This is a genomic window from Lysobacter enzymogenes, assembly GCF_900106525.1.
GTDB classification, from domain to species: Bacteria; Pseudomonadota; Gammaproteobacteria; order Xanthomonadales; family Xanthomonadaceae; genus Lysobacter; species Lysobacter enzymogenes.
Window position 1 is genome coordinate 160,799 of the sequence record NZ_FNOG01000002.1, and the last position, 22,303, is coordinate 183,101.

Annotated in this window: 24 protein-coding genes and 1 pseudogene; 5 read left to right on the forward strand and 20 right to left on the reverse strand. The window is 70.4% G+C overall.

What is annotated here, in order from left to right; all coding sequences use genetic code 11:
• The first annotated feature begins 1 nt into the window (after window position 1).
• Window positions 2-742 (forward strand): helix-turn-helix transcriptional regulator, encoded by a 741-nt coding sequence (locus BLU84_RS28000; protein WP_074863621.1) that lies wholly within the window; start codon window positions 2-4, stop codon window positions 740-742.
• 447 nt (window positions 743-1,189) lie between these two features.
• Window positions 1,190-1,768 (forward strand): Smr/MutS family protein, encoded by a 579-nt coding sequence (locus BLU84_RS04995; RefSeq protein WP_074863622.1) that lies wholly within the window; start codon window positions 1,190-1,192, stop codon window positions 1,766-1,768.
• Window positions 1,769-1,795: 27 nt separating this feature from the next.
• Here BLU84_RS04995 and BLU84_RS05000 read toward each other — a convergent pair whose 3' ends face one another.
• The 17 genes and pseudogenes from BLU84_RS05000 to BLU84_RS05075 form a co-directional block, all read right to left on the reverse strand.
• Window positions 1,796-2,056, reverse strand: a complete 261-nt coding sequence (locus BLU84_RS05000) for a hypothetical protein (RefSeq protein WP_074863624.1) — start codon at window positions 2,054-2,056, stop codon at window positions 1,796-1,798.
• Window positions 2,057-2,271: 215 nt separating this feature from the next.
• Window positions 2,272-3,336 carry a tRNA pseudouridine(13) synthase TruD gene (truD, locus tag BLU84_RS05005; RefSeq protein WP_074863626.1) on the reverse strand — a complete coding sequence of 355 codons (1,065 nt, stop codon included), beginning with the start codon at window positions 3,334-3,336 and terminating at the stop codon, window positions 2,272-2,274.
• Window positions 3,333-3,812 (reverse strand): 2-C-methyl-D-erythritol 2,4-cyclodiphosphate synthase, encoded by a 480-nt coding sequence (ispF, locus tag BLU84_RS05010; protein WP_074863628.1) that lies wholly within the window; start codon window positions 3,810-3,812, stop codon window positions 3,333-3,335. The genes truD and ispF overlap by 4 nt, the downstream gene beginning before the upstream one ends.
• A gap of 118 nt (window positions 3,813-3,930) precedes the next feature.
• Complete coding sequence (ispD, locus tag BLU84_RS05015) at window positions 3,931-4,611, reverse strand: 2-C-methyl-D-erythritol 4-phosphate cytidylyltransferase (RefSeq protein WP_074863630.1); 681 nt, start codon at window positions 4,609-4,611, stop codon at window positions 3,931-3,933.
• A gap of 148 nt (window positions 4,612-4,759) precedes the next feature.
• Window positions 4,760-5,103, reverse strand: a pseudogene (gene ftsB / locus BLU84_RS05020) (cell division protein FtsB); the annotation flags it as partial.
• Window positions 5,104-5,146: 43 nt separating this feature from the next.
• Entirely contained in the window at window positions 5,147-6,433 is a 1,287-nt protein-coding gene (eno, locus tag BLU84_RS05025) for a phosphopyruvate hydratase (RefSeq protein ID WP_074863634.1), read from the reverse strand.
• A 10-nt stretch (window positions 6,434-6,443) separates the two neighbouring features.
• On the reverse strand, window positions 6,444-6,689 hold the full coding sequence (locus BLU84_RS05030; RefSeq protein WP_074863635.1) for a Pathogenicity locus: 246 nt from the start codon (window positions 6,687-6,689) through the stop codon (window positions 6,444-6,446).
• 117 nt (window positions 6,690-6,806) lie between these two features.
• The gene (kdsA, locus tag BLU84_RS05035; protein ID WP_074863638.1) at window positions 6,807-7,640 is read right to left on the reverse strand and encodes a 3-deoxy-8-phosphooctulonate synthase; all 834 of its coding nucleotides are present in this window, start codon (window positions 7,638-7,640) and stop codon (window positions 6,807-6,809) included.
• Between the two features lie 93 nt (window positions 7,641-7,733).
• A complete protein-coding gene (locus tag BLU84_RS26135) occupies window positions 7,734-8,045 on the reverse strand; it encodes a hypothetical protein (protein WP_139174684.1) in 312 nt (103 codons plus the stop codon).
• Complete coding sequence (gene pyrG, locus BLU84_RS05040) at window positions 8,042-9,700, reverse strand: CTP synthase (protein ID WP_074863640.1); 1,659 nt, start codon at window positions 9,698-9,700, stop codon at window positions 8,042-8,044. Before pyrG ends, BLU84_RS26135 begins: the two co-directional genes overlap by 4 nt.
• Before the next feature lie 222 nt (window positions 9,701-9,922).
• Window positions 9,923-10,549 (reverse strand): hypothetical protein, encoded by a 627-nt coding sequence (locus BLU84_RS05045; RefSeq protein ID WP_074863642.1) that lies wholly within the window; start codon window positions 10,547-10,549, stop codon window positions 9,923-9,925.
• 56 nt (window positions 10,550-10,605) lie between these two features.
• Window positions 10,606-10,995: a DUF488 domain-containing protein gene (locus tag BLU84_RS05050; protein WP_074863644.1), complete on the reverse strand. Its 390-nt coding sequence runs from the start codon at window positions 10,993-10,995 to the stop codon at window positions 10,606-10,608.
• 25 nt (window positions 10,996-11,020) lie between these two features.
• Window positions 11,021-11,530 carry a hypothetical protein gene (locus BLU84_RS05055; RefSeq protein ID WP_074863645.1) on the reverse strand — a complete coding sequence of 170 codons (510 nt, stop codon included), beginning with the start codon at window positions 11,528-11,530 and terminating at the stop codon, window positions 11,021-11,023.
• Between the two features lie 74 nt (window positions 11,531-11,604).
• Window positions 11,605-12,330, reverse strand: coding sequence for a phosphodiester glycosidase family protein (locus BLU84_RS05060; protein WP_074863647.1), 726 nt, complete (start codon window positions 12,328-12,330; stop codon window positions 11,605-11,607).
• A gap of 49 nt (window positions 12,331-12,379) precedes the next feature.
• Complete coding sequence (locus BLU84_RS05065) at window positions 12,380-12,808, reverse strand: hypothetical protein (protein WP_139174686.1); 429 nt, start codon at window positions 12,806-12,808, stop codon at window positions 12,380-12,382.
• Between the two features lie 342 nt (window positions 12,809-13,150).
• Window positions 13,151-13,378: a hypothetical protein gene (locus BLU84_RS05070; protein WP_074863653.1), complete on the reverse strand. Its 228-nt coding sequence runs from the start codon at window positions 13,376-13,378 to the stop codon at window positions 13,151-13,153.
• A 229-nt stretch (window positions 13,379-13,607) separates the two neighbouring features.
• Window positions 13,608-14,018 (reverse strand): globin family protein, encoded by a 411-nt coding sequence (locus tag BLU84_RS05075; RefSeq protein ID WP_074863655.1) that lies wholly within the window; start codon window positions 14,016-14,018, stop codon window positions 13,608-13,610.
• A gap of 420 nt (window positions 14,019-14,438) precedes the next feature.
• Here BLU84_RS05075 and parE point away from each other — a divergent pair, with 420 nt between their 5' ends.
• From parE to BLU84_RS05090, 3 genes are all read left to right on the forward strand, one after another.
• The gene (gene parE, locus BLU84_RS05080; protein WP_074863657.1) at window positions 14,439-16,358 is read left to right on the forward strand and encodes a DNA topoisomerase IV subunit B; all 1,920 of its coding nucleotides are present in this window, start codon (window positions 14,439-14,441) and stop codon (window positions 16,356-16,358) included.
• Between the two features lie 377 nt (window positions 16,359-16,735).
• Entirely contained in the window at window positions 16,736-17,107 is a 372-nt protein-coding gene (locus BLU84_RS05085) for a hypothetical protein (protein WP_074863659.1), read from the forward strand.
• A 94-nt stretch (window positions 17,108-17,201) separates the two neighbouring features.
• Window positions 17,202-17,780: a hypothetical protein gene (locus BLU84_RS05090; RefSeq protein ID WP_074863661.1), complete on the forward strand. Its 579-nt coding sequence runs from the start codon at window positions 17,202-17,204 to the stop codon at window positions 17,778-17,780.
• Window positions 17,781-17,839: 59 nt separating this feature from the next.
• Here the strand turns inward: BLU84_RS05090 and BLU84_RS05095 are convergent, their stop codons facing one another.
• The 3 genes from BLU84_RS05095 to BLU84_RS05105 all read right to left on the reverse strand — a co-directional run bounded on the left by BLU84_RS05095 (window position 17,840) and on the right by BLU84_RS05105 (window position 22,231).
• Window positions 17,840-19,141 (reverse strand): winged helix-turn-helix domain-containing protein, encoded by a 1,302-nt coding sequence (locus BLU84_RS05095; RefSeq protein WP_083382332.1) that lies wholly within the window; start codon window positions 19,139-19,141, stop codon window positions 17,840-17,842.
• Window positions 19,138-19,947 (reverse strand): N-formylglutamate deformylase, encoded by an 810-nt coding sequence (hutG, locus tag BLU84_RS05100; RefSeq protein WP_074863663.1) that lies wholly within the window; start codon window positions 19,945-19,947, stop codon window positions 19,138-19,140. Before hutG ends, BLU84_RS05095 begins: the two co-directional genes overlap by 4 nt.
• A 115-nt stretch (window positions 19,948-20,062) precedes the next feature.
• Complete coding sequence (locus BLU84_RS05105) at window positions 20,063-22,231, reverse strand: S9 family peptidase (RefSeq protein WP_170849094.1); 2,169 nt, start codon at window positions 22,229-22,231, stop codon at window positions 20,063-20,065.
• Between the last annotated feature and the right edge of the window lie 72 nt (window positions 22,232-22,303).

Below are 22,303 nucleotides of genomic sequence, written 5' to 3' on the forward strand. Positions count from 1 at the left end.
CATGGAGTATTGGGATCACATCGATCGGGTGATGCGCGCTTCCTCGCTGGACGAGGTGAAGTCGGCGACATCGGCCTTCTCCCGCGCCGTGGGTTTCCACAACCACGGTTACGCGACCAAGCTGCGCGAGCCGCTGCCGGGCGGTTCGGACTTCGTGTTCTTCGAAGACTTCGACAGCGACTGGTCCAAGACCTACCCGGCCCTGGCCGCGCCCAACGCCGAGCGCAGCGACCCGCGCATCACCCTGTCGCGCGAAGGGCTGCCCGCGGTGGCCTGGAATTCGCGCGGCCGCACCACCTGGGAACCGCGTCCGCAGCTGTACCAGATCGGCCGCCGCACGCTGATGGCGGCCGGCGAATTCGGCCTGCACGGCGGCATCACCGTGCCGAGTTGGTCGCCGGGCACGCAGTGGTCGTTCACCACCTTCACCCTCAATGTGCTCGCCGACCCGCGCGAGCTGACCCACACCCTGGGCCAGGCCACCTACTTCGTCAGCTGCATGCACGCGGCGATGGACCGGCTGCTGCGCCGGCCGCGCCACGCGCCGCGGCTGAGCGAGCGCGAGTGCGAGGTGCTGCGCTGGTCGGCGGTGGGCAAGACCTCGTGGGAGATCTCGATGATCCTGCAGATCAGCGAGCGCACGGTGAACTTCCACCTGCAGCAGGTGGCGCGCAAGCTCGGGGTCAAGGGCCGGCGCGCGGCCTGCGCGCGCGCGGTGGCGCTGGGCCTGATCGCGCTGTAGCCGCCGCCGACGCCGTCGCGGCGACGCGACCGGCTTTGCCGAACCTGTCGAATCGATGCCCGCGGCGGCGGCCGCGGATGCGCGCGCGCGGCCGCGATCCGGCGCCGCGGTGCCCGGCCCGGCACGGTTGTGCGACGAACCCGCCGCGTAGCCGTCGCCGCGCGCGCCCATCGCAGGCCGCGCCGGCCCGCCCTGTCGGTTTTGACAGGGCCGCCCCGCCGGTCCGCGGAAGCGTGATGAACTAGACGTTCGCGGCACCCTCGGATGCGCGCCCACTGCGCGAGGGGACATCTCGCAGCGCGTGCCGCGCTTTTCCAACCCATGTTTCCCCGGTGACGGCCCGATACCGACGGGTCGCAGGTCCCAAGGATGGGCCGGGGCTTTCTCTTCATGTCGTCATGCCGCCGCCGCGCCGCGCCTGTCGCGCGCGGCGATTATCCTGTGGCCATGACGTCCCAGCCCGACCGCCCCGACGAGGATGCCGGCGACGACGACGCGGCCTTGTTCCGCGCCGCCGTCGGCGAGGTCCGCCGCCTGCCCGAAGCCGCGCTGCCGCCGGCCGCGCCCAAGCCGCGCCCGCGCCCGCGCATGGCCGAGCGCGACGAAGCACAGGCGCGCGAGGAATTCCGCCACGCCCTGGAAGAACAACTGCTGGAAGCCGGCGACGCGCTGAGCTATCGCCGCGACGAACTGCCGCCGAACGTGTTCGCGCGGCTGCGCCGCGGCGAGATTTCGGCGCAGGAGGAATTGGACCTGCACGGCAGCCCGGTGCGCGAGGCCGAGGCGCTGCTGCGCGCCTTCCTCAACGACGCGCGCACCCACGAAGTCGGCTGCGTGCGCATCATCCACGGCAAAGGCCGCGGCGGCGGCAACGAGTTCGTCGACAGCCGCGGCCTGCCGGTGCTCAAGAACCTGGTCGACCGCATGTTGCGCCAGCGCGCGGACGTGCTGGCCTTCCACTCCGCGCCGAGCGCGCAAGGCGGCACCGGCGCGGTGCTGGTGCTGCTGGCGCGGCGGCGGCGCTGAACGCGGCGCGCCGCGCCCGTCGCCGGATCAGCGTTGCTCGGTGTCGGCCAGACGGCGCCGGTCCGGCGGATTGACCCACTTCACTTCGATGCCGCGGCGCAGGGCCAGGCGTTCGACCGCCGAGACATAAGCGTTGTCGCGGTCCATGCCTTCGATCTGGTGCTTGGACAAGGTCGCCGGCAGCGACGGATCGGCCGGGGCGATGTAGGCGCTCTTGCTCTGATGCCCGGCGCAGGCGGCCAGGACGCAGACGGACAACGACAGGACTGCGGTGCGCAAAGCGTTCATGACTTCGGCTCCCTGACGTGATGTCCCGCCGCGGGCGGCGGGCGCAGCCGGCCGATGCCGACTGTCGCTTTCGGCTTATACGCGCGCCGCGGCGACCGGCCAGTGCCCGGCCATACCACCCGACGAGCGGTCGCGGCGAGGGAGCCAATCCGGCCTGCGCGCAGGCCGCTGCGGATGCCGCGTGCGCGCGCGGCGCGCGCCCGCACGAACGGCCGTCAGCGCGCGCCGTCGATCCGGCCGATTTCGGCCAGCACCACGGTGGCGTAAGCGCCGGCCGGCAGGACGAAGCCGACTTCCAGCGCGCCGTCGTCGAGCCAGCGCCATTGCATCTGTTCGGCGCGCAACCGCAGCGCGCGGCGCTCCTGGTCCATCCCCGCCGCTTCCAGCCCGGCGCGCAGCGCCAGCGCCTGTTCGCCCTGCAGCGCGTCGAGTTCCAGCACGCGCACCGCATCGGCGCTGCGCAACTCGCCGCGGCCCCACAGCGGGCCGCTGGGATGGATGTCGCAACGCGCCAGGCGCTCGGCCAGGGCCTCGTTCCACGGCTCCGGCCCGAACACGCTGCGGCTGCCGGCCAGCGACCAGACCTCGCCGTCGAGCCCGACGCCGTCGCGCAGCCCGCTCCAGCTGCCGTCGCGCACGCGCGCGGCCAGGGCGCGGTTGAACAGTTCCGAGCGCGCCGCCGACAACAGCAGGCTGCGCTGCTCGCGGCGCACGCGGCGGCCGGCGAACATCGCCAGCGCGTTGGCGACGTTGTCGCCGTCGCGGCCGAAGCGCTGTTCGCCGAAATAGTTGGGCACGCCGTGCGCGGAGATTTCCTGCAGGCGCTGCTCGATCCGATCGCGCTCGCCTTCCACTTCGCGCATGGCCAGCACGAAGCGGTTGCCGGCCAGCGCGCCGCGCGGCAGCTTCTTCGCGTGCCAATGGTGTTCGAGCACGCGCAGCTCGTCGCTTTCCAGCGATGCCAGATCCGGCGCCACCCGCTTGGGCAGGTGCACGCTGAAGCGCTGCACGGTCACCGCGTGGCGGTCCTTGAGCCCGGCGTAGCCGATCGCGACCTCGCCCACCCCGGCCCACTGCGCCAGCCGCTTGGCGGCGAAGGCGGTGTTCATGCCGCGCTTTTCCACGGTCAGCAGCAGGTGCTCGCCGCTGCCGCTGGCGGCGAACGAGGGCAGCTCCTCGACCCGGAAATCCTCGGGCGCGCTGCGGATGCGCGCGCGCAGCGCCGGCGCGCCGTGCGCGCGCGGCAGCTCGTTCAGGCCCGCTTCGTCGCCGCCGCTCATGCGCCGACCAACAGGCACACGGCAGTCGCCGCGATGCCTTCGCCGCGGCCGGTGAAGCCGAGTTTTTCCGAGGTCGTGGCCTTGACGCTGACCGCGTCGACCGCGATGCCCAGGTCGGCGGCGATCGCCTCGCGCATCGCCTGCGCGTGCGGGCCGACCTTGGGCCGCTCGCACACCACGGTGACGTCGCAATTGCCGACGGCGTAGCCGCGCTGCGCGATCAATTCGTTGCAGTGGCGCAGGAACGTGCGGCTGTCCGCGCCGCGCCAGCGTTCGTCGCTGGGCGGGAAATGCTGGCCGATGTCGCCCAGCGCCAGCGCGCCGAGCATGGCGTCGCACAGCGCATGCAGGACGACGTCGCCGTCGGAATGGGCGATCACGCCGCGTTCGTGCGGCACGCGTACGCCGCCTAGGACGACGTGGTCGCCGTCGCCGAATGCGTGGACATCGAAGCCCTGGCCTATGCGGATGTTCATGAGTAGAAACCTGGAAGCTGAAAGCTAGCGAATAGGAGTCAGGAGATAGCTGGAGCAAGAGCGGAACAGTTGCACGCAGGCGTGCTTCAGCCATCTCCTAACTCCTGTCGGCTACCTTCTAGGGTTTGCCGATCAGATACTCGGCCAGCGCCAGATCGGCGGGGGTCGTGACCTTGAGATTGTCCTCGCGGCCTTCCACCAGCCACGGCTGCACGCCGGCGCGTTCCATCGCCGCGGCTTCATCGGTGACCACGATGCCGGCGCGGGCGGCCTCGCTTAGCGCCGCGGTCAGCGCGCCGCGGCGGAACGCCTGCGGGGTGAACGCGCGCCACAGCCCGTCGCGCGGCTCGGTGCCCAGGATGCGGCCGCGGCCGGCGCGCTTGAGCGTGTCGCGCAGCGGTGCGCCGAGGATGGCGCCGTCCGGCGCGGTCTCGGCCGCGGCGATCAGGCGGCCGATGTCTTCGCCGCGCAGGTTCGGGCGGGCGGCGTCGTGGACCAGCACCAGGGCGTCGTCGCCGGCCTGCGCCGGCAGCGCGCGCAGCGCCGCCAGCACCGAGTCGGCGCGCTCGCCGCCGCCGGTGCAGCGCAGCACCGGCTTGCCGAGCAGTTCGCTCCAGCCCGGCCACAGCGCGTCGTCGGCCGACAACGCGACCATCGCCCCGGCCACGCGCGGATGCGCCAGCAGCGCGCTCAGCGCGTGTTCGATCAGCGGCTTGCCGGCGATGCGCAGGTACTGCTTCGGAACGTCGCCGCCGAAGCGCTGACCGCGGCCGGCGGCGGGAAGTACGGCCCAGATCATCGGCAGGCTTCGCGGTTAAAGGACGGCGCGGTCAATGCTGCACCGGCGCCGGCATCGGATGCGGCTCGGGCGCCGACGGCGGCACTTCGGTCGGCGGCTCGTCGACCTGTTCTTCCAGCGAGGGTTGCTCGTCGGCGGCGTCCTGGCCGGCGGCGGTGCCGTTCTGCACCGCGCTCACCGCAGCCGCGGCGTTGGGCCCCGGCGCCTGCGGCTTGGCTTCGACCACGCGGTAGAAAGTCTCGCCGGGCTTGATCATGCCCAGCTCGCTGCGCGCGCGCTCCTCGACCGCGGCCTCGCCGGACTTGAGGTCTTCGACCTCGGCGGCGAGCGCGTCGTTGCGTTGCTGCAGGCCCTGGTTCTCGCGCGTCTGCCCGTCGACCTGGGCCTGCAGCGCGGCGACGCTGCCGCCCCCGCCGCCGCCGGCCCACCACAGCCGATACTGCAGCAACGCGAGCAGCGCCAGCAGCGCCAGCGCCACCACGCCCAGCCACGCTTTGCGCGACTTCTCCGCCATACCGGCTCCGTCGGCCTCGCCTTAGCGGCGCAGCGACACGAACGCGTCGCGGCCGGCGTAGCGCGCCGCCGAGCCGAGCTGCTCTTCGATGCGCAGCAGCTGGTTGTACTTGGCCACGCGGTCGCTGCGGCACAGCGAACCGGTCTTGATCTGGGTCGCGGTGGTGGCGACGGAGATGTCGGCGATGGTGGTGTCCTCGGTTTCGCCGGAGCGGTGCGAGACCACCGCGGCGTACTTGGCGCGGTCGGCCATGGCGATGGCTTCCAGGGTTTCGGTCAGGGTGCCGATCTGGTTGACCTTGATCAGGATCGCGTTGGCCACGCCCTTGTCGATGCCTTCGGCGAAGATCTTCGGGTTGGTCACGAACAGGTCGTCGCCGACCAGTTGGACCTTGTTGCCGATCTTGTCGGTCAGCAGCTTCCAGCCGGACCAGTCGTCTTCGGACATGCCGTCTTCGATGGTGACGATCGGGTACTGCGCGGCCCAGTTGGCGAGGAAATCGACGAACTGCTCGCTGGTCAGGCGCTTGCCTTCGCCGACCAGGTGGTACTTGCCGTTGTCGTAGAACTCGGTGGAGGCCACGTCCAGGCCCAGCAGGATGTCTTCGCCGGCCTTGTAGCCGGCCTTGCCGATCGCTTCCAGGATGGTTTCCAGCGCTTCTTCGTTGCTGCGCAGGTCCGGGGCGAAACCGCCCTCGTCGCCGACCGCGGTGCTCAGGCCGCGGCCCTTGAGCACCGACTTGAGCGCGTGGAACACCTCGGCGCCGGCGCGCAGCGCCTCGGCGAAGTTCGGCACGCCGACCGGCAGGATCATGAATTCCTGCAGGTCGACGTTGTTGTCGGCGTGCGCGCCGCCGTTGATGATGTTCATCATCGGCACCGGCAGCACCGGCGCGCGGTCGCCGGCGAGGTACTTCCACAGCGGCAGCTTCTTGCTCGCCGCGACCGCGTGGGCGTTGGCCAGCGACACGCCCAGCAGCGCGTTGGCGCCCAGGCGGCCTTTGTTCTCGGTGCCGTCCAGGTCGATCATGCGCTTGTCCAGCGCGGCCTGGTCGGTCGCATCCATCCCCTTGAGCGCCTGGGCGATGGTGGTGTTGACGTTCTCCACCGCCTTGCGCACGCCCTTGCCCAGGTAGCGGGTCTTGTCGCCGTCGCGCAGTTCCACGGCTTCCTTGCTGCCGGTGGAGGCGCCGGAGGGGACCATCGCGCGGCCGAAGCTGCCGTCGGCCAGGGTCACTTCGGCTTCCAGGGTCGGATTGCCGCGGCTGTCGAGGATTTCGCGGGCGTGGATCTGGGTGATCGAGGTCATGTCGGAGGGGTCAGGGAGGGTGGGAAGTGGTGTTTGCCAGGCCAACGATAGCCGAGATCGCGGCGCGCGCCTGCGGGCTGTTGCCCCAGCAACTGGCGCGCAGCATACCGGCGACCTGCGCGCAGATGCGCGCCGGGTCGGCGCCGGCGAGCGCGTTCAGCGAGCCGTAACCCGCCTGCTCCAGGCGCGCGATCACGGTTTCGCCGACGCCCTTGAGGGCGAGCAGGCGCTGGCGTTCGGATTCGGAAAAGGCCATCGGCGCCGGCTCAGGCGCCGGGCCGCGCGCGGCGGCGGCGGGAAAGCGGTAAGGCGGCGGCCGCGGCGGATGCCGGGGCCGCGCTCGCGGTCGTAATGGGCCGCGCTGGGTCGGGCATCAGAAATCCTGCTCCAGGAACCCGTTCTTCTTGGTGATCCGGTCGATCTCGACCAGGGTCTCCAGCAGCCGGCGCATCTTCGGCAACGGCACCGCGTTGGGGCCGTCGGAGAGCGCTTCTTCGGGGCGCGGATGGGTTTCCATGAACACGCCCGACACGCCCACGGCGATCGCCGCGCGCGCCAGCACCGGCACGAACTCGCGCTGGCCGCCGGACTTGCCGTCCATGCCGCCGGGCAACTGCACCGAGTGGGTCGCGTCGAACACCACCGGGCAGCCGGTGTCGCGCATCACGCTCAGCGAGCGCATGTCCGAGACCAAGTTGTTGTAACCGAAACTGGCCCCGCGCTCGCAAGCCATGATCTGCTCGTTACCGGTGGCCTGGGCCTTGGCGGTGACGTGCTTCATCTCCCAGGGCGAGAGGAACTGGCCCTTCTTGATGTTGACCGGCTTGCCGGCGCGCGCCACGTTCTGGATGAAATCGGTCTGCCGGCACAGGAAGGCCGGGGTCTGCAGCACGTCGACGACGGCGGCGACCTCGTTGAGCGGGGTGTATTCGTGCACGTCGGTCAGCACCGGCACGCCGATCTGGCGCTTGACCTCGGCCAGCACCTTCAAGCCCTCCTCCAGGCCCGGGCCGCGAAAGCTCGTCGCCGAGGTGCGGTTGGCCTTGTCGAAGCTGGACTTGAAGATGAAGGGGATGCCGAGCGCGGAGGTGATCTCCTTGAGCTGGCCGGCGACGTCGAGCTGCAGCTGCATCGATTCGATCACGCAGGGGCCGGCGATCAGGAAGAACGGCTGGTCCAGGCCTACCTCAAATCCGCAGAGTTTCATCGCTTGTTTCCTAAGTTCATGAGTACGCGGTCGTGCGTGCGCGGGGTATCGCCGTCAGATGGATGCCATCGGCGTCCGATACAAGCGCGGCGGTCATGATCGGCCGTTGCCGTAGCGATTGGCGCGCACCACGCCGATCGACCACAACACCGCCCCGATCAGGCCCAACGGCCCCGCGATGCCCGCAGTGACGACGGCCATAACCGTGGCCAACAGCCCCATGCCGTCGCTGTCGTCGCCGAGGATCAGCCGATAGCCCACAAACCCGGCCACCACCACCGCCCAGGCCAGAACGAACAGCCATTTGCCGGCGGCGCGAAAATGATTGCCGGCAGGCCGGCCCGGAACCGCAGCGGCCTGCGAAGTATCCGCCCGACCGGACGGACCGGGCGGAGGAGGCTTCAACCCTTGACCTCGCGCAACAGCTTGCCGCCGGCCTTGGCCTCGCGCGCGGCGCGCACGAAGCCGATGAACAGCGGGTGGCCGTCGCGCGGCGTGGACAGGAATTCCGGATGCGCCTGGCAGGCCAGGAACCACGGGTGCTGGGCGCGCGGCAACTCGACCATTTCCACCAGCAGGTCGTCCATCGACTTGGCCGAGATCACCAGACCGGCGTCTTCCAGCTGGGTGCGGTAGCGGTTGTTGAACTCGTAGCGGTGGCGGTGGCGCTCGCCGACCACATCGCGGCCGTACAGCTCGCGCGCCAGGGTGCCCGGCTTGATCCGCTGGTCCTGCAGGCCCAGGCGCATGGTGCCGCCGAGGTCGCTGGCTTCGTTGCGGCGCTCGACTTCGCCGGTGGCGGTGCGCCATTCGGTGATCAGGCCGATCACCGGATGCGGGTTGTGCTTGTCGTTCTCGGTGCTGTTGGCGCCGTCCAGGCCGACCACGTGGCGGGCGTAATCCACCACCGCGGCCTGCATGCCGTAGCAGATGCCGAAGTACGGCACCTTGTTTTCGCGCGCGTACTTGGCGGTGGCGACCTTGCCTTCGAAGCCGCGGTCGCCGAAGCCGCCGGGCACCAGGATGCCGTCGACGCCGGCCAGCGCGTCCACGCCGTGGCGCTCGACTTCGCTGGATTCCAGCCACTTCAGCGTGACCTTGGTGCGCTGGCGCAGGCCGCCGTGCTTGAGCGCCTCGGCCAGCGACTTGTACGCGTCCTGGTGGTCGATGTACTTGCCGACCACGGCGATGGTCACCTCGTCCACCGGATGGGTGCTGGCGTCGACGACTTCGTTCCACTCGCCCAGCTCGGCCGGCCCGGCCTGGATGCGCAGGCGGTCGAGCACGATCGCGTCCAGGCCCTGCTCGTGGAACCACTGCGGCAGCTTGTAGATGTTGTCCAGGTCGACGGCCGAGATGACCGCCTTTTCGGGCACGTTGGTGAACAGCGCGATCTTGCGGCGCTCGCCGTCGGGCAGCGGCTGCTCGCTGCGGCACAGCAGCACGTCCGGCTGGATGCCGATGGAGCGCAGTTCCTTGACCGAATGCTGGGTCGGCTTGGTCTTGAGCTCGCCGGCGGCGGCGATGAACGGCACCAGGGTCAGGTGCATGAACAGCGCGTGCTCCGGGCCGCGCTCGGTGCGCAGCTGGCGGATCGCCTCCAGAAACGGCAGCGACTCGATGTCGCCGACGGTGCCGCCGACCTCGACCAGGGCCACGTCGAAGCCTTCGGTGGCCTCCACGATCAGGCGCTTGATCTCGTCGGTGATGTGCGGGATCACCTGCACGGTGCCGCCGAGGTAATCGCCGCGGCGTTCCTTGCGGATCACGTTCTCGTAGATCCGGCCGGTGGTGATCGAGTTCTTGCGGCTCAGCCGCGTGCGCAGGTAGCGCTCGTAGTGACCCAGGTCGAGGTCGGTCTCGGCACCGTCGTCGGTGACGTAGACCTCGCCGTGCTGGAACGGGCTCATGGTGCCCGGGTCGACATTGATGTAGGGGTCGAGCTTCATCATCGTCACGCGCAGCCCGCGCGCTTCGAGGATGGCCGCCAACGAGGCCGCCGCGATGCCCTTGCCAAGCGAGGACACCACGCCGCCGGTGACGAAGATCAGGGGAGTCATGGATTTTGCAGCCGCTGGAAAGCCGCAGTTTACAGGTTGGCGCGTGAACTCGCGACTGCTTGACACCGGGCCAGGCCGTGGTGAAGCCGCGCAAAGCCTTGCCGGACAAGGGTTTTCGCCGATTCGGCGGATCCGCCCGGGACGGTGCGCCGCAACACCGCGCCGCCGCCGCCGGCCGCAGCCGGCGCTCGCCGCGGGCGTCCGCGGCAGGATCCGGCCGGCCTACTCGGCCGCCAGCTCGATGCGCCGCCAGCGCACCGCCGTGGTCCAGTCCTTGTCGCCGCGCGCGTACGACTTGAATACGGCCGCCACGGCGGCGGCGTCCAGCGGCCCCTCGGCCAGGTAATGACAGGCGGTGGTGACCAGTTGGTGCTCGAGTTCGTACTGCCCCGATTCGTCCTGGTAGACCTGCATGTAGGTGCCTTCGCCCATGAGCAACACCGCGAAGGGATCGTGGTGGCGGTTCAGGTGCGCGATGCTCGCGTCGATGACCTCGTCGCCGGCCGGCCCCTCGTAGTCGGCGTACGGGCATACGAACACGATTTCGTTGTATTCGGCGCCGATGTCGAACAGCAGCCAGGCCTCGGGCGCCGCCTGCGTCGGCGCGCAGACCAGGATCACGAAGCAGTCGTCGTGGTCGGCGTTGATGTGGACGAGCAGGCGCCCGTGCGGATCGCGATGGCAGGCGATCACCTCGCGCGGCTGCGCCTGCCACGGCTCCAGGCCGGTGTCCGGCCAGATCCGCCGGGCCTGTTCCAGCCAGCCCGCGCGCAGTTCCTCCGGCACCGGAACCGAACTGCCGCCGGCGGCCAGCAAATCCAGATACTCGTGCAGTTGCAGCAATCGCATGGCGCCTCCGGTAAAGCCGGCAGCATGTCACATCGCTGCGTCGCCTTCGTGCGCGCTCAGCCGGCCATGCGCGCGCCGCGCTCGGCCAGCAGTTCGCGCAGGATCGAACGGTGGCAATGCGATTCGTCCTCGCAATAACAGCCGACCGAGAAATCGCTGTCGCGCGACATCGCCGCCAGCAGGTCCAGCGCGTGTTGCGCATCCAGGCTCTTCATCTCGGCCTTGTACTTGCGCACGAACGCGTTCCACTGCGCCGGGGTCTGCGCGGCCTGAGCCTGCTTCATCGTCTCCAGGCTCGGCGCGAGGGTGGGAAACCACACGTCGTACCAGTTCTGCTCGGCGAATTGCGACTTGGGCACGCCGCGCGGCGGACGCCGCACGGTGCCGATGCGCAGGCCTTCGCCGCGCAGCCGCGGCGTGCCCAGACGAACGATGCGGATGGCCATGATTCGCTCCCGGTCGATGCGCCGCTCAGCGCCAGAATCGCCACCAGGGCTTGCGCGCGGCGGGCTCGGCGTCGCGCGACGCCACCGCCTCCAGCCCCTGGATCCCGCCGCACAGCGGACATTTGGCGGTGAACATCTCCATGACCGCGCCTTGCGGAACGTTCGCAAACACCGCACGCATCAGGTCCGACGGCGCATCGAACAGTTCGTCGAAGCCGCATTGGTCGCAAGGCGTGATCGTCCAGTCGGCGCGCTCGCGCAGGTATTTGTCGCTGGTCATCACCGGATGCGGCGCGGTGGCCGGCGCCAGGAAACGGATCGGCCCGTTCTGGGCGACGCTGCGCAAGCCGTGCGGCTGGTTGAGCACGATCCCGTCGAACACATCGCCGGACGCCGCGACCACGCGCACCCAGATCAGCTCCGGCGACGCGTGCGCGATGCGCGGCCCGCCGTCGTGCGCGATCACCTGAAGATCGTCCGGATAATCGGGCAGGAACCGCCCCTTGAGCCTCGCATGCTCGCGCCATTGGCCCATCGCTATCCCCTCGGCCGATACCATCGCCCCTGCGCGACGGTTTCGCGCGATGCTCGATCCGCGCCCCGCCCGTGTCAAGGCGCGGCGGAGGGCTCGACCACCGCCAGGATCGGACCGAGCTTGCCGCGCCGGTCGCGGCGCCCAAGTTCGGGCGCGTACAGCGACGACAGCGTGCCGTCCAGGTACAGCGCGTCCTGGCAGCCCAGTTCGTCGCGCAAGTAACGCGCGAATTCGTACAGGCTGACCTTGTCGTCGCTGATCGCCCAGATCACTTCGTCGCCCTTGACCCCGATGCCGTTGCGCAGGTGGCGCGAGCGCGACTGCGGGTCCAGCGCCGAATGGATGCGACCGCCTTCGACCAGCAGCGGCCCCGACTGTGTCGCCAACCGCGCGCCGCGGGCGAGGTCGGGATAACGCGAGGCTTCGATCACGTGCGGCTTGCCGTCGCGATCGAGCACGAACACGCCGTTGGGCTTGAGGTAGAAGTTGCCCTCGCCCGCGCGCAGGTTCAGCGGCGCGCGCTCGCGGCCGTCGGCGACGAACAGGCCCACCGGCGAATAATCCGGCTCGAACATGCCGGCGTTCATCGCGTAACGCAGGCGCTGGCCGCGCGCTTGCAGCCAGGCATCGAGATCCTTGAAGCGGTGGAACGGCCGGCCGCGCTCATCGTTCAAGTACAGCGCCAGCGGCTGGCTGCGCGTGTCGATCCGCAGCACCGTGTAGCGCGGCTCGCGCGCGGCCGCGGGCAGGCCGAGCAGCGAGGCCAGGGCTAGGCAGATCCAGGCGATGGCACGGCGCATCGAAGATCGATCCTGGCGAAAGTGCGGCCATCCTAGCCGCAACGCCCGATCAACGGCCGCCGACCGCCCTGTCGGTCTCCACCTGCACCCAGCGCATCGGCCGTTGCGGATGCCGCGCAAGGGTGCGCTGGATCGCGCGCGACAGCCGCGCGCAATCGCGGCAACGCGGCGAGACGAATTGCAGGAACAGCAGCCCGCGCGGCGGCGCCGCCAGTTCGGCCGGCGGCGGCAGCAGTTCGGCCAACTGGCAAGGGCCCAGCCACGGAATGCGGAAATAACTGCGGTCGACCACTTCGCCCCAATAGGCGTCGTCTTCCGCGGCTACGAACTCCGCCTCCTGCATCCACTCCAGCGGGATGTCGCCGGCTTGCGGGTCGCGTCCGTCGAAGCGGTGAATCAGGCCGGCGTCCGGGTCGAACACGTACAGCGGCGGCAGATAGTCCAGGCCGCCCGGCGGCCGTTGCAAAGGAATCCGCATCGGCGCGCCCGGCGCCCCGGGGCCGTGGGTCGCGGGGCCGGCGCGAACGAATCCGGCCGGCGTCGACGGATCGGACGGAACGCCCGAGCATCCCTTCACCGCAACAGGCTGCGCCTGCGCGTCGTCGACGCGCGGCGCTCTCGCGCCCGAATGCGCACAAGCGGCAAGCGCCGCCATCAGCACTGCGACCATCCCTGCCCCGAGCGTACGCATCGGCCTTCCTTGCGCTGGGTTTTGCCTACTCTAGCCCTTGCGCCGCACCAAAAAGAACGCCCCGGCGCTGGCCGGGGCGTTGCGATGCTCGATTCGAGGCCGCTGCGCGGCCGTAGCGGCGCGGGCGGCTTACTTGTTGCCCTCTTCCTCCGGCTCGACCCCGCGGTCGCCGGACTTCTGCCGCTTCTCGGCCTCGGCCTTCTTCTTGGCCTCGGCCTTCTTCGCGTCGTCGGCCTTCTTGGCCTCTTCGGCCTTCTTGTCGGCCTGCGGATCCTGCTGGGCGAACGCGCTCGGCGCGACCAGCACGGCCAGGGCCGCGACGATGGCGGCGGGGAGCAGCAGCTTGCGGATCTTCATGGCATACCTCCAAAAAGTGGAATGACCGGAACCGGGACGGGCGCCCGGTCCGCGGGCGGGCCGGGGCATCCCTGCCGCGACGCCGCGAACCCTAGCGCCAGCCGCCTCGCCAGGGGCTGAACGATCGGTCCAGCGGGTCGCACGGCTGGTGTAGACGGTACAGGGGATGGGGGCGGTAGAGCGATTTTTCAATCGCGGCCGGCGCCCGCGCCGCGCGCCGCCGGCGCGTTCAGTAGCGGCCACTGAACATCTCGATCACCGCCTGCATGGCCTGGCGCCAGCGCGCCAGCAAGGCCTCGTCGGCCTGTTCGTCGAACTCGCGCACCGCCCGCAGCAGGCTGTCGATCCAGTACGGATACAGCTCCGGCCGCACCGGCGTGCGCCCGGTGCGGGCGTGCACGTCGGCCATCTGCTCGCTGGTGCGCTTCACCACCGCGCTGCCGGCGGCGTAGAAGATCGCCACGCTGATGCCGCGGCGCAGGGCCAGGCGCTGCTTCTGGAAGTCGGTGCGGTCGAACAGCGGCGCCACGTCGGGGTGGCTGGCCATGAAGATTTCGTAGAAACGCTCGATGAAGCCCTTGCGGATGAGGCAGCGGCCGTAGCTCTGCTGCAGGTCGTAGTACTGGTCCTGGGCGGACACGTGCCCTCCTGTGGCGTGGGGGTGGAAGCGCCGTGCAGGATGGCAGCGCCGCGGCGCGCGCGGCTTGCGCCAGATCAAGCCGGCGCCGTGGCGGGCGCCGCGCTTGCCGGCGGCGGGCGCACGGTTTTGCGGACCCGGTCGCCGCGCCGGTCGCAGCCGGCGAGACGGCGGCGGGCGTGAATGTCGCCCGGCCGCGGCGCGGCGGCGGCCGGCGAACGCGGATCGAACGGGAACGGCCCGGCCCGGCTTGACCCGGCCGCCCCCGGTCGCCATGCTCGCTGCGCCGCGCGCCCGGCCATGCCCCGCCGCGCCCACCGATGCGCCGCCGTCACCGGCCGATGGCAAGATGGCCGCCGTCGCCGCCCCGCGGGCGCGCCCGCGCCGCCGCGCACGCCACTCCTTACTACTGACGCAGGTTTCATGAGCAGTCGCTACAACGCCGCAGACATCGAAGTCCTTTCCGGCCTGGACCCGGTCAAGCGCCGGCCCGGCATGTACACCGACACCGCGCGGCCGAACCATCTGGCCCAGGAAGTCATCGACAACGCGGTCGACGAAGCCCTGGCCGGCCACGCCCGCAGCATCGAGGTCACTCTCTACGCCGACGGCAGTTGCGAAGTGTCCGACGACGGCCGCGGCATGCCGGTGGACATCCACCCGGAAGAGAAGGTGCCCGGCGTCGAGCTGATCCTGACCCGCCTGCACGCCGGCGGTAAGTTCAACAACAAGAACTACACCTTCTCCGGCGGCCTGCACGGCGTCGGCGTGAGCGTGGTCAACGCGCTGTCCAAGCACGTGGAAGTGCACATCAAGCGCGAAGGCAACGAATACCGCATGGCGTTCAAGGACGGCGACCGCGCCAGTCCGCTGGAAGTGGTCGGCAGCGTCGGCAAGAAGAACACCGGCACCCGCGTGCGCTTCTGGCCCGACGCCAAGTACTTCGACACCCCGAAGTTCAGCCTGCGCGCGATCAAACACGTGCTGCGGGCCAAGGCGGTGTTGTGCCCGGGCCTCAACGTCAAGCTGTTCGACGAAGCCACCGGCGAGCGCCTGGAGTGGTACTACGAGGACGGCCTGCGCGATTACCTGTCCGGCGAGCTGCGCGAAGGCCAGCCGCAGCGCGAGTTGCTGCCGCCGGACCTGTTCGTCGGCCAGCTCAAGAAAGACACCGAAGTGGTCGACTGGGCGGTGGCCTGGGCGCCGGACGGCGAACTGACCCAGGAAAGCTACGTCAACCTGATCCCGACCGCGCAGCACGGCACCCACGTCAACGGCCTGCGCACCGGCTTCACCGATGCGCTGCGCGAGTTCTGCGACTTCCGCAACCTGCTGCCGCGCGGCGTGAAGCTGGCGCCGGAAGACGTGTGGGACCGGGTCGCCTTCGTGCTCAGCATCAAGATGACCGACCCGCAGTTCAGCGGCCAGACCAAGGAGCGCTTGTCTTCGCGCCAGGCCGCCGGCTTCGTCGAAGGCGCCGCGCACGACGCGTTCTCGCTGTGGCTCAACCAGCACACCGAGCTGGGCGAGAAGATCGCCCAGTTGGCGATCGAGCGCGCCAGCGCCCGGCTCAAGACCGAAAAGCAGATCGTCCGCAAGAAGATCACCCAGGGCCCGGCCCTGCCCGGCAAGCTCGCCGACTGCAGCTCGCAGGATCTCTCGCGCACCGAGCTGTTCCTGGTGGAAGGCGACTCCGCCGGCGGCAGCGCGCGGCAGGCGCGCGACAAGGACTTCCAGGCGATCCTGCCGCTGCGCGGCAAGATCCTCAACACCTGGGAAGTGGCCTCCGGCAGCGTGCTCGCCTCGCAGGAAGTGCACGACCTGGCGGTGGCGATCGGCTGCGACCCGGGCAAGGAAGACATCGGCGGCCTGCGCTACGGCAAGGTCGTGATCCTCGCCGACGCCGACTCCGACGGCCTGCACATCGCCACCTTGCTCAGCGCGCTGTTCCTGCGCCACTTCCCGGCGCTGGTCGCGGCCGGCCACATCTTCGTGGCGATGCCGCCGCTGTTCCGCGTCGACGTGGGCAAGAACGTGTTCTACGCCCTGGACGAAGAGGAAAAGCGCCTGCTGCTGGAGAAGATCGAGCGCGAGAAGGGCGACCGCAAGAAGGGCCTGAGCGGCGCGATCAACGTCACCCGCTTCAAGGGCCTGGGCGAGATGAACGCCTCGCAGCTGCGCGAGTCGACCATCCATCCCGACACCCGCCGTCTGGTCCAGCTGACCGTCGACGACAACGCCCAGACCGTGTCGCTGATGGACATGCTGCTGGCGAAGAAGCGCGCCGGCGACCGCAAGACCTGGCTGGAGACGAAGGGCGATCTGGCGACGCTGGAAGTCTGATCGCCCGCCGCCCGGCCCTGCCCCGTCCGCCGAAACGGCGACGGTGCGCCATCGCCGAAGGTCTTTCCCGAACGCCGCGGCCCGTCCGCGGCGTTCGTCTTTGCGGGCTCGTCGTTCGCCACCGCGCGCGAACGCCGGCCGCCGCAACCGCTACACTGCGCGCGCGCCGCTCGCGTCCGCTTTTGCGCCGCGACGGCGTTTCCCCCACCTGACGCGCCGCATGCCGCCCGCCCCGGGCCGTCACGCGGCGCTGCCGGGCGATGCGGCATCGTGCGCGCATCGATACCGGCCGGAGATCGATATGAAAGGACGCAACCCTATCGCCACGCGCGCTGCGCGCGTGCGCCCCGACACCGCCGACCGCGCAGGCCGCCGCCATGGCCGTTGACCGCCGCGCCGGTTACGGCCTGTCTCCGCCCGGCGCCGATGCCGATGCCGACAACCAAGCCCCCGGCGGCGGCCGCCTGTTCGGCGCGCTGGCCTGGTTCGCGCTGCTGCTCGGCCCCGCGCTGGCGTGGTTGATCGTGTTCGGCCTCACCCCCGACAGCCAGTGCGGCACCTGGAGCCTGCACTGCACCGGTCGCGCGATCATGTACAGCGCCGCGAGCTGGCTGTTCGGCAGCCTGCTCGCCATCGTCGCGCTGTTCCGCCGCGAACGCCGCGGCGTGGCGGTGCCGGCGCTGGTGTTGAATCTGGTTCCGCTGCTGGGGCTGTTGGCCGCCTCCATGTTCCTCGCCGAGCGCGCTTGAGCCGACGCGCGCCCGGGATCGAGCGAGGCGACCGGCTTCGCGCAGCGGACCGCGGCCACAGGTAAGCTGCCCGCACCGCCCGCGGAACCGCGCCATGGCCCAGCCGTCCGTCCAGAATGGATTCGTCGTCGCGCGGCGCGAGCTTGCGCAGACGCAGAGCGCGCTGTACCGCAAGATCCGCGCACTGGAAGCCGCCGGCACCGCCTTGCCCAAGGCCCTGGCCGCGGAAAAACGCCGGCTGGAGCGCGCCGCCGACGAGGCCACCGTCAGCATCGCGCTGCGCTATCGCGGCGAGACCCTCGCCCAGTCCGCGATCGAAAGCGGCGCGGGCGCGGTGCAGATGCACAAGTTCGTCGCCGCGCTGATGCAGTCGGCGCCGCACATGGATGAAGCGACCCTGCTGGAGAATGCCGATGCGGCCTGGGCCCGCGGCAAATCCGCCGACGCCGCGCTGTACCGCGACGCGCAGGTGCGCGTGCGCCTCAAGCTCGTGGTCGACGCGAAACAGCGGATCCATGCGCGGCTCATCATCGAGTCGATGAAGAAATCCGTGCGCGGCTCGATGAGTTCGGAGACGACGACCGATCCCAAGCTCGCCCGCAAGCGGATCGCCCGTGCGGTCGCACTGCTGCAAAAAGCCGCACAGCGATACGCGCCGGAGAACCAAGGCTAGCCGTGTCGCGCTTGGATCGACGGCCCGTCGTTATGCGACCGACCGACGTGCGACGCGATTCACTCCGCGCTTGCCGCCGCCAACGCCGCCTTCAACGTCTTGGCGAACGCCGCCGGCCGGCAGCGACCCAGCTTCACATTCGGCGTACCGTGCCAGTGCGCGCATTCGCTGATCGCGCCGGCGATGTCTTGCGCCAGCGCTTCGTCGCCGTCGATGCCGTCTTCCAGGTACAAGGCTTTGACCTCGAACACGCCCGCGGCGCGATGCGCCTTCGCGTCGAGCCGCCCGACCAAACGGCCGCGCACCAGGATCGGCAGCACGAAGTAGCCGTAGCGGCGCTTGGGCTCGGGCGTGTAGCACTCCAGGGTGTAGTCGAAGCCGAAAAATTCGCTGGCGCGTTCGCGGTCCCACACCACCGGGTCGAACGGCGACAGCAGCGCGCTATGGGTCGCGCGCAAGCGGCCGGCGGCGGCGCGGGTTAGCGCGTCGGCGTGGTCAGGGTGGACGTAGCCGGGCGCGTCCCAGCCTTTCACCGCCACCCGCAGCAAGTCGCCGTCGGCGACCAGCGCGTCGAGGTCGCGGTCGCGCAGACGCGGTTTGGTCCGGTAGTAATCGGCGATCCAGCGCGCCTGGGCGATGCCGAGCGCGGCCACCGACTTGAGGATGGTGCTGCGCCGCACCTGCGCCGGTTCGATCGCGGTGGCGTTCCAGCCCGGCACCGCCGCGCCGGCCACGCGTTCGGCCAGGTCGTAGACGCGCTGGAAGTTGTCGCGCCGCGCCACCATCAGCTCGCCCAGGGCGAAGCCGGCTTCGAGCCAGCGCTTCTCGTCCTTCCAGCCCCACCAGCCGCCGCCGCTGCCTTTGTCTTCGCGTTCGAAGTCCGAGGACTTGACCGGGCCGAGCTCGCGGATGTGGGCGAGCAAGCGCTCGATCTCGCCGCCGCGGCTGCCGCGGTGGCGCTGGGCGCTGCGGATCGCCCAATGGTGTTCGCGCTGATGCAGGGCGTTGCGGTGCAGCAGGTAATCGTCCATCGGCGCGAAGCAGGCTTCGTGCGCCCACACCTCGAAGATCGCGCGCTCGGCCAGCAGTTGCTCCAGCCAGCGCGGCTCGTACGCGCCCAGGCGCGAGAACAGCACCAGGTACGGGCTGCGCGCAACGACGTGGATGGTGTCGATCTGCAGCAATTGCATGCGCGCCACCGCCGCCAGCGCGTCGGCCTTGCGCGCGCGCCGGCGCGGCCGCGCCAGCAGGCCTTGCGCGTGCAGGTGCAGCGCGCGCGCCTGCGCCAGCGACAACGGCGCCAGCGCGCTCGTCGCGTTCGCCACGCCCGCCTCGCCGCCGCCATCGCGCGCCGGGCTCATCCGCGCTGCGAATCCAGCGCCGCCTGCAGCAGCGCGCGCAGCAACGGCTGCAGCTTGGCCGCCTTGGCTTCGTCGTAGGCGAAGGAATCCTCGTCCATGTAGTTGCGCTGGCTCAGTTCCAGCTGCACCGCTTCGACTTCGATCGCCGGATCGCCGTAGTGGCGGGTGATGTAGCCGCCCTTGAAGCGGCCGTTGGCGACCCAGTCGTAATCGCCCTGCCCCGCCAGCACCGCTTCCAGCCGCGCTTGGGTCGGCGCCAGGCAGCTGTGGCCGGCGGCGGTGCCGAGGTTGAGGTCGGGCAGCCGGCCTTCGAACAGGAACGGCACTTCGCCGCGGATCGAATGGCCTTCCCACAGCAGCGCGCGGCCGTGTTCGCCGCGGATGCGGTCGAGTTCGGCGACCAGAGTCTCGTGGTACGGGCGCCAGTACAGGTCCACGCGCTGCGCGACTTCGGCCTCGTCCGGCGCCTGGCCGTCGAGATAGACCGGCTCGCCGCTGAACTGCACCGCCGGGCACAGGCCGGTGGTGTTCTGGCCCGGATACAGCGAGGTGTCGTCGGGCGGGCGGTTGAGGTCGACCACGTAGCGCGAATAGCGCGGCACCAGGATCGAGGCGCCGAGCTCGCGGGCGAAGTCGTACAGGCGCGAGACGTGCCAGTCGGTGTCCGGCGCATGGCGCGCGGACTCGACCATGCGCGCGGAGAATTCGTCGGGGATCATCGAGCCGTCGTGCGGCAGGCTGATCAGCAGCGGCGCGTGGCCGCGGTGCAGTTGGAACACGGGCCAGGCGGGGGCGGGAACGGTCATGGTCGGGTCGCGTCGGCGCCGGTCGGCAGGTGCCGGCGGAAGAAGGCCATGGTACTGCGGCCGGGCCGGCGCCGGCTTGCGCAACGAGCGCGCAGGCCGGCGGGTATGCTGGATTTCACTGGGCGCGTTCGGCGCTGCCCTGTTCTGAGCCGCCCTGCTCGGATGTGCGCGGCGCGGAATCGCGCTGAACGGAATCGCCCGGCCGCAGCTGCCTGTCGAAGAACGCCTCGGTGGCGCGGTGCACGCGCAGCCAGGTCGCGTAACGCAGGAAGAAATGGTCCTCGTCGGGAATCACCAGGGATTCCACCGGCACCCGCCGCGCGCGCAGGCGCTCGACCAGATCGATGCTCTGCGAGAACTTGACCGCGCGGTCGTCGTCGCCGTGCACGAACAGCGCCGGCGAGCGCCAGCCGTCCAGGCGCGACATCGGCGAGGACTGATACGCGAGCTCCAGTTCGTCCGGCTTGAGCCCCCACAGCCCGCTGTTGTCGCCGCCCTTGGCGCTCTCGCGCCAGTCGTGCACGCCGTGGCGGTCGACGCCGGCGGCGAACAGATCGGAGTTGCGCGCCAGCGCGCTGGCGGTGAGGAAACCGCCGTAGGAGCCGCCATAGATGCCGACCCGGCGCGCATCGACATCGCTGCGCGCGGCCAACCACGCCTGCGCGGCGAGCACATCCTGATACTCCGAAGCCCCGCGCGGCCCCTGTTTTTCGGCCAGACGGAACTTCTGCCCGTAACCGGTGCCGTCGCGATAGTTCAGCGCCAGCACCACATAGCCGCGGCTGGCCAGCCATTGGTTGCTGGCGTAGTCGTTGTAGTAGTAGCTGCTGTAGTGCCAGCCCGGCAGCATCTGCCGGATCGGCCCGCCGTGCACGTAGATCAGCGCCGGGCGCTTGCCCTTGAATGCAGCCGGCGGCTCGAACACGGTCGCGTGCGAGACCACGCCGTCGGCGGCCTTGAGCGTGATCGGCTTGGGCTGCACCAGCCGCTGCAGCGGGAAACGCTCGGGCAACTGCGCCGGGAAGATCCGCCGCGGTTCGCCGCCGGCGCGCGGCATCACCGCAATCGCGGTCGGCCGGCGCGCATCGGCATGACGCAGCGCGATCCATTGGCCGCCGGCCAACGGCAGCGGGTCGGTGGCGATTTCGTTCTTCGCCGTCAGCAGCGTCTGCGCCTTGCCTTGCGCGTCGACGCTGAACACCTGGCGGTAATCGATCTGCGCGCAGTTGCCGCTGAACACGAACGCGCCGTCCTGGGCGAGCGCGACGGTCTCGGCCTCGCATTCGCCGCGGCTCAGCGGCGCCGGCGCGCCGCCGTCGGGCGAGAGCGCGTACCAGTGCAGCCAACCGCTTTGTTCGGAAGCGAAGATCAGGCGGCCGTCGCGGCTCCACCGCAGCGGGTCGGCGCCGTTGAACTGGGCGTAGCCGCCGGCGGTTTCGCTGGAGCGGAAGACCTTTTTCGCAAGCCCTGTGTCGACGTCGGCAACCCAGATTTCGAAGGGATTGGCTTTGGTCAGGTCGAACGCATCGCCGGGCTTGTTGCCGGCGGTGCGCAGGAACGCGACGCGGCGGCCGTCGGGCGAGAACGCCGGCGCGGCGTCGTTGTTGAAATCGGCGCCGAGCCAGCGCACCTCGCGCTTGTCCAGGTCGAGCAGGCCGATGAAGCTGTGGTCGCCGCGGTTGCTGACGAAGGCCAGCGACTTGCCGTCGGGCGAAAACTCCGCCGCGCTGTTGGCGCCGCGGGTCTTGAGCAGCGCTTCCTTGCACCATCCCGGCGCGGTCGCGCCCGGCAGCGGGTAGCAGCCGACGCTGCGGCCTTGCACGATCAGCGCATCGCCGTTGGGCGCGAACAGCACCGAGCGGCCGGCGGCGACGCGCTGCGGCTTGCCGCTGCCGTCGCTGGCGACCACCCACACCGCCTGCTCCTGGCCGTCGGGGTCGCCGTCGGGATTGCTGTTGTTGCCGGCCGCGTCGGCGCTGCCGCCGCGCACGTAGGCCAACCAGCGGCCGTCGCGGCTGAGTTGCAGGCTGCCGATCAACTGGCCGTCGTCGCGGTCGTAGCCGCTGAGCCGGCGCGGCGCGAATTCGGGCGCGCGCGCCGCCCACAGGTTGCGCGCGCCGCGCTCGTTGCCGACCCAGGCGATGGTCGGCGCCGCGGCCGCGGCGGTGAGCTGCTCGGGTTGCGGCGCGCTGAGCAGGTCGGCGATGTCGAGCGCCGGTTGCGCCGCGGCCGTTGCCGACGCGCATGCCGCGGCCATCGCGATGACGATCGTCCCGGCGCGCATCGCGCCGCGCCGCGTTCCTTCCGCCCTGCCCTTGCTCATCTGCACGCCCCGCCGAATGGGTTGACGACCGAC

Coding starts and splice junctions, on each gene's coding strand:
- eno (WP_074863634.1), bottom strand. CDS start 6,433: ATGACCTCGATCACCCAGATCCACGCCCGCGAAATCCTCGACAGCCGC.
- BLU84_RS05045 (WP_074863642.1), bottom strand. CDS start 10,549: ATGCGATTGCTGCAACTGCACGAGTATCTGGATTTGCTGGCCGCCGGC.
- ispD (WP_074863630.1), bottom strand. CDS start 4,611: ATGATCTGGGCCGTACTTCCCGCCGCCGGCCGCGGTCAGCGCTTCGGC.
- BLU84_RS04995 (WP_074863622.1), top strand. CDS start 1,190: ATGACGTCCCAGCCCGACCGCCCCGACGAGGATGCCGGCGACGACGAC.
- BLU84_RS05050 (WP_074863644.1), bottom strand. CDS start 10,995: ATGGCCATCCGCATCGTTCGTCTGGGCACGCCGCGGCTGCGCGGCGAA.
- pyrG (WP_074863640.1), bottom strand. CDS start 9,700: ATGACTCCCCTGATCTTCGTCACCGGCGGCGTGGTGTCCTCGCTTGGC.
- BLU84_RS05105 (WP_170849094.1), bottom strand. CDS start 22,231: ATGCGCGCCGGGACGATCGTCATCGCGATGGCCGCGGCATGCGCGTCG.
- BLU84_RS05060 (WP_074863647.1), bottom strand. CDS start 12,330: ATGCGCCGTGCCATCGCCTGGATCTGCCTAGCCCTGGCCTCGCTGCTC.
- BLU84_RS05030 (WP_074863635.1), bottom strand. CDS start 6,689: ATGGCCTTTTCCGAATCCGAACGCCAGCGCCTGCTCGCCCTCAAGGGC.
- BLU84_RS05070 (WP_074863653.1), bottom strand. CDS start 13,378: ATGAAGATCCGCAAGCTGCTGCTCCCCGCCGCCATCGTCGCGGCCCTG.
- BLU84_RS05000 (WP_074863624.1), bottom strand. CDS start 2,056: ATGAACGCTTTGCGCACCGCAGTCCTGTCGTTGTCCGTCTGCGTCCTG.
- parE (WP_074863657.1), top strand. CDS start 14,439: ATGAGCAGTCGCTACAACGCCGCAGACATCGAAGTCCTTTCCGGCCTG.
- BLU84_RS05095 (WP_083382332.1), bottom strand. CDS start 19,141: ATGAGCCCGGCGCGCGATGGCGGCGGCGAGGCGGGCGTGGCGAACGCG.
- BLU84_RS05055 (WP_074863645.1), bottom strand. CDS start 11,530: ATGGGCCAATGGCGCGAGCATGCGAGGCTCAAGGGGCGGTTCCTGCCC.
- BLU84_RS05090 (WP_074863661.1), top strand. CDS start 17,202: ATGGCCCAGCCGTCCGTCCAGAATGGATTCGTCGTCGCGCGGCGCGAG.
- truD (WP_074863626.1), bottom strand. CDS start 3,336: ATGAGCGGCGGCGACGAAGCGGGCCTGAACGAGCTGCCGCGCGCGCAC.
- ispF (WP_074863628.1), bottom strand. CDS start 3,812: ATGAACATCCGCATAGGCCAGGGCTTCGATGTCCACGCATTCGGCGAC.
- BLU84_RS28000 (WP_074863621.1), top strand. CDS start 2: ATGGAGTATTGGGATCACATCGATCGGGTGATGCGCGCTTCCTCGCTG.
- kdsA (WP_074863638.1), bottom strand. CDS start 7,640: ATGAAACTCTGCGGATTTGAGGTAGGCCTGGACCAGCCGTTCTTCCTG.
- BLU84_RS05065 (WP_139174686.1), bottom strand. CDS start 12,808: ATGCGGATTCCTTTGCAACGGCCGCCGGGCGGCCTGGACTATCTGCCG.
- hutG (WP_074863663.1), bottom strand. CDS start 19,947: ATGACCGTTCCCGCCCCCGCCTGGCCCGTGTTCCAACTGCACCGCGGC.
- BLU84_RS05085 (WP_074863659.1), top strand. CDS start 16,736: ATGGCCGTTGACCGCCGCGCCGGTTACGGCCTGTCTCCGCCCGGCGCC.